At 45.4% G+C, this 12,349-nt stretch carries 14 protein-coding genes; all 14 read left to right on the top strand.

Features of this window, described 5'->3' with window-relative positions:
- The first annotated feature begins 33 nt into the window (after positions 1-33).
- The 14 genes from Q0785_RS07915 to Q0785_RS07850 all read left to right on the top strand — a co-directional run bounded on the left by Q0785_RS07915 (position 34) and on the right by Q0785_RS07850 (position 12,279).
- Positions 34-822, top strand: coding sequence for a LysM peptidoglycan-binding domain-containing protein (locus Q0785_RS07915; protein WP_298828141.1), 789 nt, complete (start codon positions 34-36; stop codon positions 820-822).
- 67 nt (positions 823-889) lie between these two features.
- Positions 890-1,519 (top strand): CBS domain-containing protein, encoded by a 630-nt coding sequence (locus Q0785_RS07910; protein WP_298828138.1) that lies wholly within the window; start codon positions 890-892, stop codon positions 1,517-1,519.
- Between the two features lie 68 nt (positions 1,520-1,587).
- A complete protein-coding gene (locus Q0785_RS07905; RefSeq protein ID WP_298828135.1) occupies positions 1,588-2,349 on the top strand; it encodes a metallophosphoesterase in 762 nt (253 codons plus the stop codon).
- Between the two features lie 67 nt (positions 2,350-2,416).
- Entirely contained in the window at positions 2,417-3,385 is a 969-nt protein-coding gene (locus Q0785_RS07900) for a YpdA family putative bacillithiol disulfide reductase (protein ID WP_298828132.1), read from the top strand.
- A 67-nt stretch (positions 3,386-3,452) separates the two neighbouring features.
- Positions 3,453-4,421 carry an asparaginase gene (locus tag Q0785_RS07895; protein WP_298828129.1) on the top strand — a complete coding sequence of 323 codons (969 nt, stop codon included), beginning with the start codon at positions 3,453-3,455 and terminating at the stop codon, positions 4,419-4,421.
- Between the two features lie 87 nt (positions 4,422-4,508).
- Positions 4,509-5,204 (top strand): glutamic-type intramembrane protease PrsW, encoded by a 696-nt coding sequence (gene prsW, locus Q0785_RS07890; RefSeq protein WP_298828126.1) that lies wholly within the window; start codon positions 4,509-4,511, stop codon positions 5,202-5,204.
- 80 nt (positions 5,205-5,284) lie between these two features.
- Complete coding sequence (gene cmk, locus Q0785_RS07885; protein WP_298828123.1) at positions 5,285-5,959, top strand: (d)CMP kinase; 675 nt, start codon at positions 5,285-5,287, stop codon at positions 5,957-5,959.
- A gap of 1 nt (position 5,960) precedes the next feature.
- Entirely contained in the window at positions 5,961-6,551 is a 591-nt protein-coding gene (locus tag Q0785_RS07880) for a lysophospholipid acyltransferase family protein (protein ID WP_298828119.1), read from the top strand.
- Positions 6,552-6,619: 68 nt separating this feature from the next.
- On the top strand, positions 6,620-7,765 hold the full coding sequence (gene rpsA, locus Q0785_RS07875; protein WP_298828116.1) for a 30S ribosomal protein S1: 1,146 nt from the start codon (positions 6,620-6,622) through the stop codon (positions 7,763-7,765).
- A 22-nt stretch (positions 7,766-7,787) separates the two neighbouring features.
- A complete protein-coding gene (fni, locus tag Q0785_RS07870) occupies positions 7,788-8,822 on the top strand; it encodes a type 2 isopentenyl-diphosphate Delta-isomerase (RefSeq protein ID WP_298828113.1) in 1,035 nt (344 codons plus the stop codon).
- A 93-nt stretch (positions 8,823-8,915) separates the two neighbouring features.
- Positions 8,916-10,226 carry a ribosome biogenesis GTPase Der gene (gene der, locus Q0785_RS07865; protein ID WP_298828110.1) on the top strand — a complete coding sequence of 437 codons (1,311 nt, stop codon included), beginning with the start codon at positions 8,916-8,918 and terminating at the stop codon, positions 10,224-10,226.
- A gap of 21 nt (positions 10,227-10,247) precedes the next feature.
- Positions 10,248-11,267, top strand: coding sequence for an NAD(P)H-dependent glycerol-3-phosphate dehydrogenase (locus Q0785_RS07860; protein WP_298828107.1), 1,020 nt, complete (start codon positions 10,248-10,250; stop codon positions 11,265-11,267).
- An 87-nt stretch (positions 11,268-11,354) separates the two neighbouring features.
- Positions 11,355-11,558, top strand: coding sequence for a DUF2768 domain-containing protein (locus Q0785_RS07855; protein WP_223632841.1), 204 nt, complete (start codon positions 11,355-11,357; stop codon positions 11,556-11,558).
- 10 nt (positions 11,559-11,568) lie between these two features.
- A complete protein-coding gene (locus tag Q0785_RS07850) occupies positions 11,569-12,279 on the top strand; it encodes a hypothetical protein (RefSeq protein ID WP_298828100.1) in 711 nt (236 codons plus the stop codon).
- The last annotated feature ends 70 nt before the right edge of the window (positions 12,280-12,349 follow it).

Raw genomic sequence — 12,349 nt, 5'->3', positions numbered from 1 at the left:
TAGATATATTAGTACAGATAGGGGTAGTCATGTATGGGGAATAATAGTTATCATGAGTCGATTGAGAAGAATCGACAGGAAATATCGGTGGACAAAAATTCGGCATTGTCGAGAGCAGCTCAACGGCAGGCACAAAAGCCTAAGACCAAAAAAAGCAAAAGTCTCTTGATGCCTGCATTATTTTTTATCTTTATATTAATTCCGGTTTCTTTGCTGATTTATGTGGCTTTCTTATTCGAACCCGACGATACACTGACAGCTAAACCCGCAGAAAATGAAGTAAGCTTTGAGATGAATACCCAACCGTCAGCTGCTTCTGTTGCTGCGGCAGATGAAGAAAAAGAAGCAAAAGAGAAAGCTGAAAAAGACAAGGCAGCTGCAGAAAAAGAAGCAGCTGCTGCAAAAGCGGCTGAAAAAGAAGAGGCTGATGCTGCCGCGAAAGCAGAAGCAAAGGCCAAAGAAGAAGCTGCCGTGAAAGCCGATGCTGAAGCGAAGGCGAAAGCTGCAGAAGCGGAAGTTCAGGCAAACGCTGAAGCCAAAGCGAAAGCCGATGCTGAAGCGAAGGCCGTAGCAGAAGCCCAGGCAAAGAAAGAAGCAGAAGCAGAAGCAGAAGCGAAAGCAAAAGCTGAAGCTGATAAAGAAGAGGAAGCTCCTAGTGCAAACGGTAAAACCTATGTCGTTCAATCCAGCGAAACCTTGTATCGAATCGCCGTCAATAATTACGGGGCAGCAGGAGCGGCTGCAGCAGTGGAAAAAATCAAACAGGCTAATGGGTTGAGTTCGAACAGCATCAGCCCTGGACAAACCCTTATTTTGCCGTGAGCAGGCGGTTGATTAAAAGCAGCCGGATAGGGAATAATGAGTAGAGAATAGAGAGTGGGGCGAGCAGATGTTTGTTAAAAGTGCAATGGTCAAACGAGAAAAATGCCATACAGTAAAGTTAAATGACTCCGTACAAGTAGGTTTCGATCTATTGGAGAAGTATTCAATCGATGCTTTACCGGTAGTTGAAGGAACAGAGTACAAAGGGATTTTCACATGGTATCATGCATACCGCGCCTTTTTCTATTCCGGAAAATCGAAAGAAGAGTTCAATAGCACAACTAAAGTTAGCGATGTAATCGTTAATGAAGATGTTTATCTGAATATCAATGATGTGTATGAAAAAGCATTGGTTGAATTGAATGATTTCCCAATTATTGCAGTAGTTGAAGACCAGCAATTTTTGGGGATCGTGACCCGTTTCGACATCGTCAACCAATTGCAAAGTGCTTTTGGGATGAACAAACCAGGTTACCGCATTACATTTACATCGGTGGAATCGGAAGGCCGGATTGGCCGACTTGGAGAGATCATTGAAAAATACAAGGAATCCGTCATTTCCCTCGTCACTTTTGATGAGACCAATAAAATGGTACGTCGCATTGTCTTGAAGATTAAAAAGAAGGATAATGTCGATCGCTTTGTAAAGGAACTGGAAAAATCCGGTTTCCGTGTATTGGACATCGCAGAAGATTAATAGCAGAATAAGAAGAAAAAACATAAGCCCCGCTTATGTTTTTTCTTCTTTTTGGAAGGAAGCCCGACATGAAATATTTGATTCGTATAGTTCTGGCAGCTCTGGTGCTGCTTCTTTTTATGGTGCGAAATGCTTTCTCGGAAAAATTGGTGAAAAAAACAGTTGAATTGCGTGCCGTCAAACCTTTTGAGCCGTTTAAACTTCTTTTTATCGCCGATGTCCACAGGAGAGTCATTCAATCCGATATAATCGATTTCCCGATAGATCTCATCATAATCGGGGGCGACTTGGTGGAGAAAGGTGTTCCGCTGGAGCGGGTTGCTGAAAACATAAAAACCTTAACGGACCGTGCTCCCGTTTATTTTGTTTGGGGCAATAATGACCGGGAAGTCGACGAAACTTCGCTCAGAAAAATTTTCGATCATTATGGAGTGAATGTACTGGATGACCGATCGATGACACTGTTCGGCAACGACCGGCTGAAGCTGGTTGGATTTGACCATTTTGCCTATAAACCTGATGGGTTGGAAAATGCTTTCAAAGAGATTGATGATCAGGACACGGTCCTGTTTGTTTCGCATACCCCTTTTGATTTCTGGAAAATCAAAGGGGAATATTCAGCGGATCTGCTGCTTGCCGGCCATACCCATGGTGGGCAAATACGTATCGGACCATTTGGTTTGTTCAGGAATGGTTCTATGAAGATGAAGAAGGACCGGGTTGAGTTGATCAGCAACGGTTTCGGAACGACGACTTTGCATCTGCGGTTAGGTGCACAAGCGGAATATCATCTATTGACTGTTAAGCCTAAAGTAGAGATGTCCGAATAAAAGTTTGTCACAAACCAGCTGCATCCATTATGCTTAGAAAAGGATTAAATACAGGAGATGTTCAGATATGGAATATGTAGATGCCCTAATTATCGGAGGCGGGCCGTGCGGCTTATCGGCCGCCATTGAATTGAAAAAAAACGGCCTTCAGCCGCTAGTCATCGAAAAAGGCAATATCGTCAATGCCATTTTCAATTACCCAACCCATCAAACCTTTTTCAGTACCAGTGAAAAATTATCGATTGGGGATGTGCCATTCATCATCGAAGGACGTAAACCCAAACGCAATCAGGCGCTGGTCTATTACCGGGAAGTCGTTAAGCGGAGCGGTATCAAAGTGCGTTCGTTTGAGACGGTGGAACAGGTGGAAAAAGACGGCTTGTTTACCGTGACCACTTCAAAAGGCCGCTATCAGGCAAAATATGTGATTGCTGCCACCGGCTATTACGATCAGCCCAATGAACTTGAAGTGGAAGGTGCGGATCTTCCTAAAGTGATGCATTACTTTAAGGAGGGCCATCCTTATTTTGATCAGGATGTTTTGATTATCGGAGGGAAAAACTCCGCTGTTGATGCAGCCCTTGCTTTGCACAAGGCCGGAAGCCGAGTAACTGTTTCCTATCATGGCACCAGCTACTCGAAAAGCATTAAGCCCTGGATTCTGCCGGAATTTGATGGTTTGGTACGAAAAGGCGAAATTACGATGCTGTTCGACTCGATGGTCGACAAAATTACAGACAACAGTGTGGAGTTGACCGTCAATGATCAAAAGGAAACGATTCCCAATCAATTCGTTTTTGCGATGATCGGCTATCATCCCGATCATCAATTCCTAAGATCGATGGGCATTTCCATCGATCCGGTTTCCGGACGCCCAAGCTTCGATGAAAACTCGATGGAGACCGAAGTGGAAAATCTGTACATTGCCGGAGTCATCGCGGCAGGGAATAATGCCAATGAAATCTTTATTGAAAATGGACGCTTTCATGGACAGCAAATTGCGGAAGCTATTGCAAAAAAAGAAAGCACAGTTTGATTGTGCTTTCTTTTTATGGTCCTGAAAATTGAGGCCGATTAACCGCAACAGGAAAGGGAGTTGGAATATGAAGAAGAAAGTATCATTGATTACGACAGGCGGGACAATTGCCAGCAGGGAGATTTCCAACGGACTTTTAAAATCCGGTGCGATTTCAGGGAAGGAATTAGCTGAGCTATGCCAGCTGCCGGAAGAAATCGAAGTTAAAGTAATCGACGTATTCCAGTTGCCGAGCATGCATATCGGCTTCGATGAGATGTTGACAGTAAGAGAAGCAGTCCTTAAAGAACTGCAGGATCCTGAAGTTGAAGGGATCGTTGTGACACATGGTACGGATACTTTAGAGGAAACCTCTTATTTCTTGGATCTGACAATTGACGATGAACGGACTGTGGTCATCACAGGCTCACAGCGTTCTCCTGAGGAAGTTGGAACCGACGTCTACTCCAACCTCCGCAACTCCATTTATGTGGCGGTGGACCACAGCCTGAGAGGGATAGGAGCTGTTGTTGTATTCAATGAGCGGATATACAGCGCCAAATATGTTAAAAAAGTCCATTCCAGCAATCTGCAGGGCTTTGATTCGTTTGGTCATGGTTATCTTGGCATCATTGACAACGATACAGTAAGGGTCTATCAGAAGCCGGTGCTGCATGAAGTTCACTCTGTACATGGCCCATTGCCTCGGGTGGATATCATCAAATGCCACTCAGGGCAGGATGGCTATTTGATTGATATGCTGGTTGCCGGACCTTCTAAAGGTATTGTTTTGGAAGCGGCTGGAAGAGGGCAGGTGTCGCCTCATATGGTGGAGGCGATCGACCATGCGGTCAGGCAGGGGATTCCGGTGGTTCTGACGACTGGCGCTGAAGAAGGAAATGCCTATCCTGCATACAGCTATCCAGGAAGCGCGCATGACCTGTTGACGCGTGGCGTTATTTTGGGAAGTGACTACGACAGCAAAAAAGCACGTATTAAGCTTGCGGTTTTATTGTCAGCTAAAAGCGATATACAGGCTGATGTTTTTGAACGATAGCCAATTGGTAAAAACTATCCAGCTAAGATGAAAATTATGTTGCAAAACATGGTACACTAGATGTAATCCAAACAAAGGGGTACGCGTATGTTCATCTTACTAACTGTAGCAATAGCCCCAAGTCTAGCGCTTTTCAGTTATTTGTATTTGCGCGATCAATTTGCAAGTGAACCGTCGAAGCTGCTGTTTCAAAGTTTTTTATATGGAGCTGTTCTGACGTTCCCGATACTTTTTGTCCAATACGTGTTTAATGCTGAAGGCGTCTTTACCAATGATTTTACCCGGAATATCCTGTTTTCCAGTGTGATTGAAGAGTTTTTCAAATGGCTGGTTTTATTGATAGCGGTCTATCGCCATGTCGATTTTGAAGATCCTTACGACGGAATTCTTTATGGAGCCAGTGTTTCTCTCGGGTTCGCAACAGTCGAGAATATTTTATATCTGCTGGAGTTCGGCCTTCAGACCGCATTTATCCGTGCATTCCTGCCGGTATCTAGCCATGCATTGTTCGGAGTTGTGATGGGCTATTATTTCGGCAAGGCGAAGTTCACCAGGAGCAGTAAACGCTGGCGTTGGATCGGTTGGGCGTTTATAAGTTCTGTAATTCTTCATTTGGCTTATAACACCAGCCTGTACGTTTATGACAACATCATTTACGGAGCCATTCCGTTCATGCTGTTCCTCTGGTGGTTCGGCCTCCGAAAAGTCAAACAGGCCCACCAACTTTCCCTGACGCATTACCATGACCATAATTCATCAGCGCAATCAGGCGAGCTAAAATGAATTTCTAAAGAAAAGTCTTATACATGAAGACTTTTTTTTTATGTTAAAATATGATGAATACATAGGATGAGGTGACTATTTTGACGAAACCGATACAAATAGCGATTGATGGGCCAGCTGCTGCAGGCAAAAGTACAATAGCGAAAATTGTGGCAGAGAAATTAGGCTATGTATACATCGATACCGGTGCTATGTACCGTGCTATTACATTGAAAGCTCTTACAGAAGGAATCAATATGGCCAGCAACGAAGAGGCAGGCAAATTATTATCTAAAACAGAAATCGACCTGCAGCCAACAGATGACGGCCAATTGGTATTCCTAGATAAAAAAGATGTAACAGAAGCGATTCGTTCCCAGCACGTAACGAAAGCTGTTTCTGAAATGGCTGCCCATGAACTGGTCCGCCTGCGGATGGTTGAACTGCAGCAGCAATTGGCTGAAGGGCGGGGAGTGGTCATGGATGGACGGGATATCGGGACCCATGTCCTACCGGACGCAGCATTGAAAGTGTTCATGTCGGCATCTGTCGAAGAACGTGCAAGAAGAAGGTTCGAGGAAAATAAGAAAAGGGACATCCTGACGCCCCTTGAAGATCTGCAGGCTGAAATTGCCGAAAGGGATAAAATGGACAGCGAACGCGAAGTGGCACCGCTGCGCCAGGCGGAAGACGCAATCTATCTCGATACAACCGCTCTGACGATTGATCAGGCGGCTCAGGAAATATTGAAACTGGCTGAAGAGAGGTTGGGGTAAAGTGAATTTATATGCAGTCGGCAAAGGCCTGGTAAAAACCGTATTAAGTCCTTTATATCGTTTTGAAGTGATCGGAGCTGAGAATTTTCCAAAAGAAGGCGGTATTCTCCTGTGTTCCAACCATATCCATGCGCTTGACCCGCCCGTTGTCGGAATGACGGCTCCAAGAACTGTGCATTTCATGGCAAAAGAAGAACTCTTCAAGGCACCTATTCTGGGGCCGATTCTTCCGAAGGTGAACGCTTTCCCGGTCAAACGGGGGATGAGTGATCGTGAAGCTCTCCGTACAGCACTGAAGATTTTGAAAAGCGGTGAAGTTGTAGGGCTATTTCCTGAAGGCACCCGTTCAACGGATGGCGTATTGAAAAAAGGGTTGAGCGGCGCTGGATTTTTCGCGCTCCGCGGCAATGCAGACGTAATGCCCTGTGCGATCATCGGACCTTATAAAGCATTCCGCAAAGTCAGAGTGGTATACGGAGAACCGATCCGGATGGACCCATTCCGCGAGCGGAAAGCTTCAGTTGATGAAGTGACCGAAGCCATTATGGGCAGTATACAGAAGATTTTGGATGAGTATGCCGACAATAAGTGATAATTTTTGTTTTTATTAGAGAATTCGAATAAAATAGAAGGTGGATAGTTTGTGAAGGAGGGCTACTTATGTCAGAGGAAACGAACATGATGGAAAACCGTGACTTCCAAACAGGAGATCGCGTAAAAGGGATAGTGGCAAAAATAGAAGAAAAAGCAGTGACCGTTACAATTGAAGGGGCGCCTTTTGACGGCATCATACCTATTAGTGAGTTATCAAGCCTTCATATCGAAAAGGCATCGGATTCCGTTGAAGTAGGTGACGAGCTGAATCTGATCATAACGAAAGTGGAAGATGAGAATTTTGTTTTATCCAAACGCAAAGTCGATGCCGAACAGGCATGGGATGAATTGGAGAAAAAATTCGAATCAGGCGAGATTATAGAAGCTGAAGTAAAAGACGTCGTAAAAGGCGGTCTGGTAGTTGATTTGGGTGTGCGCGGATTTGTTCCCGCTTCCTTGGTGGAAGATTACTTTGTTGAGTCTTTTGAAGACTATAAAGGCAAGACATTGACCTTTAAAATCGTCGAAATGGAAAAGGAAAATAACCGTCTGATCCTTTCCCATCGGGCAGTCATCGAGAAGGAAAAAGAGTCGCAGAAAGAACAGGTGATGGAGCAGATCCATGCCGGAGACGAGCTGAAAGGGAAAGTGCAGCGCATTGCATCCTTTGGCGCATTTGTCGATATAGGTGGAGTGGACGGCTTGGTCCATATCTCCCAATTGTCTCATGAACATGTGGAAAAGGTTTCTGATGTGGTCACGGAAGGGCAGGAAGTTACTGTTAAAGTACTGTCCGTCGACCGCGATTCAGAACGCATTTCGCTGTCCATCAAGGATACGCTTCCTGGGCCGTGGGATTCCATCGACGAAAAAGCGCCAAAAGGTTCCGTCCATACCGGTACGGTCAAACGTCTTGTCAGCTACGGAGCATTTGTGGAAGTTCTCCCTGGAGTTGAAGGGTTGGTCCACATTTCTCAAATTGCACACAAGCATATCGCAACACCGAACGAAGTGTTGACGGAAGGCGAAGAAGTTCAAGTTAAAGTGCTGGAAGTCAATAAAGCAGATAAACGCCTGTCGCTCAGCATCAAAGAACTGCAGGAAAAAGAAGGCGAACAGGATTTCTCAAGTTATGATATGCCTGAAGAGTCTACTGGATTCTCCATCAGTGATGTAATCGGTGATAAATTAAAAGGATTTAAGTCCGAATAATATGTCGAGAGCCGAACGGAAAATGGATCATATACAATACGCTTTATCGACAGGGCAGAGCAGAAAAAACATGTTCGATGATATCCGGTTTGTTCATCAGGCTTTGCCTGATTCGGCGGTCGCCGATATTAGTATAAAACCCAAAACAGGTGATTTGAACTTGAAATCACCTGTTTTTATTAATGCCATGACGGGCGGCGGAGGCAGGGACACCGAACAATTGAACGGTCTTTTAGCTCGGGTTGCCAGAGAGACTGGAGTTGCGATGGCTGTTGGGTCGCAGATGGCAGCACTCAAAGACAGCAGTGAACGGCAGTCCTATGCAATTGTCAGAAAGCAAAACCCCGAAGGCATCCTGTTCGCGAACCTTGGCAGTGAAGCAACTGTGCAACAGGCAGCGCAAGCGGTTGAAATGATCGAAGCAAACGCATTGCAGATCCATTTGAATGTCGTGCAGGAGTTGACCATGCCTGAAGGAGATCGTGATTTCCGGGGAGCGCTGGAACGCATACAGGCAATTGCTGAGCATCTTTCCGTCCCTGTAATCATCAAAGAGACGGGCTTTGGCGTATCGCGCGAAGCTGCAGAAAAATTGAAGGATACCGGTATATCGGCAATTGATGTCAGCGGTTTTGGCGGAACGAATTTTGCGCTCATTGAAAATGAGCGGCGCCGAAGAAAGCTTTCCTATTTTGAAGATTGGGGCATCCCAACAGCTGCAGCTATTGTGGAAGTGAAGAGCGTCTTTAAAAAAACGGTCCTTGCTTCCGGCGGCATACAGGATGCACAGGACATGATTAAAGCTTTTCTACTGGGAGCAGATGCAATAGGTCTCGCAGGTTCTTTCCTGAAGACCGCAATACAAGATGGCGAAACTCAGCTCATCAATGATATAGAAGCGCTGTATGAAGATTTGGCGATGATAATGACGGCCCTTGGAGCAGAAAACCTGACAGAGCTGCAGAAATGTCCGGCAGTCATCAGCGGGGAACTGGCACAGTATCTCAGTGCCAGAGGCTTTAGTCCGGCATCTTATGCAAACCCGGAGAAAAACTGAATATTGCACATTTTAAGGGGATGGACATTTAACAGATGCCATCGCCTTTTTCGTGTATAATAGGCATATCAGAAGTGGAAGGATGAATTTATTATGTCTAAACCGGTAGTAGCAATAGTAGGCCGGCCGAACGTTGGTAAGTCCACGATATTCAATCGCGTGGTAGGAGAACGGGTTTCCATAGTGGAAGATATTCCAGGAGTGACGCGTGACCGTATTTACAGCTCGGCAGATTGGCTGACACATGAATTTAACATTATAGACACAGGAGGCATCGATCTACGTGACGAGCCATTCCTTGAACAGATCCGCCAGCAGGCAGAAATCGCCATGGACGAAGCGGATGTCATCATTTTCCTTGTCAACGGACGCGATGGCGTTACAGCACAGGACGAGCAGGTAGCCAAAATTTTATACCGTACAAAAAAACCGGTCATTTTGGCCGTCAATAAAATCGATAATCCTGATATGCGCCACATGATCTATGATTTCTACACGCTCGGAATGGGCGAACCTTTTCCGCTTTCAGGATCACACGGATTGGGATTAGGGGATCTTTTGGACGAAGTAGCCAAAAACTTCCCGACAGACGATGAAGAAGAGTATCCGGATGACGTCATCAAATTCTCATTGATCGGCCGTCCGAATGTCGGCAAATCATCTCTTGTGAATTCATTCCTGGGTGAAGAACGCGTTATCGTCAGTGAAGTCGCAGGAACCACGCGCGACGCTATTGATACTCAATATGAATACAATGACCAGCCATACGTTATTATCGATACGGCTGGAATGCGCAAAAAAGGGAAAGTTTATGAGACGACTGAGAAATACAGTGTATTGCGTGCTTTGCGCGCCATTGAACGCTCGGACGTTGTTTTAGTGGTCTTGAACGCAGAAGAAGGCATTCAGGAACAGGATAAAAAAATCGCCGGATATGCACACGAAGCCGGTAAAGCTATCATTATTATCGTCAACAAATGGGATGCCATCGAAAAAGATGAAAAAACCATGAATGTCATGACACGCAAAATCCGTGAGCATTTCCTATTCCTGGATTATGCACCGATCATGTTTGTCTCCGCAATCAGCGGCAAGCGTGTCCATAGTATTTTGGAAATCGTCAACAAAGTGAACGATAACCATTCGAGACGCATCCAGTCGAGTATCTTGAACGAAGTAATTGAAGACGCAGTTGCCATGAATCCGGCACCAACGGATAAAGGCCGTCGTCTGCGTGTTTATTATGCAACTCAAGTGGCCATCAAGCCGCCGACATTCGTCGTCTTTGTCAACGAACCGGATCTGATGCATTTCAGCTATGAACGCTTCCTGCAGAACCGGATCCGCGAAAGCTTCGATTTTGAAGGAACTCCTCTTCGTCTGATAACGAGAGCGCGTACTTAAGGTAAAAGGTGGTTTTAGCTTATGGAAAAAGTTTCTGTTTTTGGAGCAGGAAGCTGGGGGACCGCATTGAGTTATGTATTGGCTCAAAACGGCCATGATTTATTGCTATGGACACATCGCCAGGAACAGGCTGATGAGATCAACCAGCATACAAACAAACGGTATTTAAAAGAAACGCAATTACCGGAGAGCCTGAAGGCGACGAGCGATTTGGCTGCAGCTGTCGAGCACGCGGATATTTTTGTCCTCGCTGTTCCGACGAAAGCCATCCGGGAAGTCTGCCAGGATATCAAAAGGAATCTGGATCGTAAAATTCTATTCGTCCACGTTTCCAAAGGAATTGAACCGGATTCACTAAAGCGGATTAGTGAAATGATCCGTGAGGAAATACCGGAACAATGGATTGAAGATGTGGTTGTATTGTCCGGTCCAAGCCATGCGGAAGAAGTGGTTCAGGAGCATCCGACCACCGTTACAGCGGCTTGCGAGAACACCGCAGCAGCTAATCGGATCCAGGATCTGTTCATGAACCATTATTTCCGTGTCTATACCAATACTGACGTTATTGGCGTTGAAATCGGCGGTGCTTTGAAGAACATCATTGCCTTGGCAGTGGGGATCACTGACGGTTTAGGTTTCGGCGATAATGCGAAAGCGGCCATCATGACACGCGGACTGGCTGAAATCGCCCGTCTCGGCGTAAAAATGGGAGCAACCCCCCTCACGTTCTCTGGATTGACCGGAGTGGGTGACTTAATCGTGACCTGTACGAGTGTACATTCGCGTAATTGGCGGGCAGGAAATATGCTCGGCAAAGGCAAGTCCCTCGACGAAGTGCTGGAAGAAATGGGCATGGTCGTCGAAGGGATCCGCACCACAAAAGCGGCTTATCAATTGTCTAAAGCATATGATGTACCGATGCCGATCACAGCGGCGCTTTATGCTGTTCTTTTTGATAATGTGTCGACTGACGATGCGGTTGGAAAGTTGATGGGACGCATGAAGAAGAACGAAATGGAAGATTTGATCAACTTGCTTTAATTGTCACAAAAGAAGAGGATGCTACAAGCTGACTCTTCTTTTTTTATGCTATACTATTGACTGAAACACTATGAAAGGCGGGCAATTATGAGTGCTTTAGATAAAATGTGGGTATCATTTGCTGGGATTGCTTTTTTGATGATTTCAATGGGCTTTATCTATTTAAGCAGATACAAACTGAAAAACGGCATCCTTAAATTTATTTTCGCGCTAGTTGCATACATCTTGCTGATTCTTGGATTCTTCATCATGATATTCACGGTATTCAGCGGCCCTACCGGCGGCGCATGAGGTGAGAAAAATGAAAAAAACATCAATGCTCATTCTGCTTCTGCTGATTTCTGCATTTCTGACAGCCTGCGGATATCCTCAAAGCGAAAGAGCTGAAAATCAGATTCCGTATGAGGATCAACTGATTACAGTTCAAAATGCAGTAAATCAATACAGGGGAGCGACAGGTGGTTTGCTGCCGATCAAGACTCGGGAAATGGATGTTGATCAGTTCATCAAATACCCTGTCGATTTCTCGAAAATCGTTCCTGATTATACAGCAGAAGTGCCGACAAACGCATTTGAAACCGGCGGTATTTTTCAGTACGTACTTATGAATGTTGAAGAAAATCCAACAGTGAAGTTGGTCGATCTGCAGTCCGCGGAAGCGATAAGATCCGTCAATGTGCGGAAAAGTGCCAACGGAGGACAAGCTCCGATATCCGATATCCTTGCAGATAATGTCTATAAGTTCAACCACAAAGCGATGGGTTTTTCTGAGGAACCGACAGCCGTGAGCCCTTACAGCGGCCGTAATTTGCCGATGGTGATCACAGGCAGCGGGGATGTTTACATCGATTATTCGATGGATCTTTATTCTGCTCTTCAGGAATATGAAGGGGAGCTGGAACCAGGCCAGGATATCCGTTTCATCCTTTATGAGGACCATCCAGTGGTCCCTGCCTATTCACTTCCCTACACTATAAACGAAGAAAATGAACCGGTATTTTTAAGCGAGTGAAAACATTGATTTGACGCGTTTTTGATAGAAATGACCGCTTTTTAGAAAGTTTTGTTAGTATTTGGTGGTT

This window comes from uncultured Planococcus sp. (assembly GCF_947501725.1).
Classification (GTDB): Bacteria; Bacillota; Bacilli; order Bacillales_A; family Planococcaceae; genus Planococcus; species Planococcus donghaensis_C.
Note: the sequence above shows the minus strand (reverse complement) of the source record. Positions and strands in the feature narration are given on the sequence as shown.

What these genes read in the sequence shown, in the direction of transcription:
- prsW (WP_298828126.1), top strand. Translation starts at nt 4,509, where the DNA reads ATGTTCATCTTACTAACTGTAGCAATAGCCCCAAGTCTAGCGCTTTTC.
- Q0785_RS07850 (WP_298828100.1), top strand. Translation starts at nt 11,569, where the DNA reads ATGAAAAAAACATCAATGCTCATTCTGCTTCTGCTGATTTCTGCATTT.
- Q0785_RS07895 (WP_298828129.1), top strand. Translation starts at nt 3,453, where the DNA reads ATGAAGAAGAAAGTATCATTGATTACGACAGGCGGGACAATTGCCAGC.
- der (WP_298828110.1), top strand. Translation starts at nt 8,916, where the DNA reads ATGTCTAAACCGGTAGTAGCAATAGTAGGCCGGCCGAACGTTGGTAAG.
- Q0785_RS07860 (WP_298828107.1), top strand. Translation starts at nt 10,248, where the DNA reads ATGGAAAAAGTTTCTGTTTTTGGAGCAGGAAGCTGGGGGACCGCATTG.
- Q0785_RS07915 (WP_298828141.1), top strand. Translation starts at nt 34, where the DNA reads ATGGGGAATAATAGTTATCATGAGTCGATTGAGAAGAATCGACAGGAA.
- rpsA (WP_298828116.1), top strand. Translation starts at nt 6,620, where the DNA reads ATGTCAGAGGAAACGAACATGATGGAAAACCGTGACTTCCAAACAGGA.
- Q0785_RS07905 (WP_298828135.1), top strand. Translation starts at nt 1,588, where the DNA reads ATGAAATATTTGATTCGTATAGTTCTGGCAGCTCTGGTGCTGCTTCTT.
- Q0785_RS07910 (WP_298828138.1), top strand. Translation starts at nt 890, where the DNA reads ATGTTTGTTAAAAGTGCAATGGTCAAACGAGAAAAATGCCATACAGTA.
- Q0785_RS07855 (WP_223632841.1), top strand. Translation starts at nt 11,355, where the DNA reads ATGAGTGCTTTAGATAAAATGTGGGTATCATTTGCTGGGATTGCTTTT.
- Q0785_RS07900 (WP_298828132.1), top strand. Translation starts at nt 2,417, where the DNA reads ATGGAATATGTAGATGCCCTAATTATCGGAGGCGGGCCGTGCGGCTTA.
- fni (WP_298828113.1), top strand. Translation starts at nt 7,788, where the DNA reads ATGGATCATATACAATACGCTTTATCGACAGGGCAGAGCAGAAAAAAC.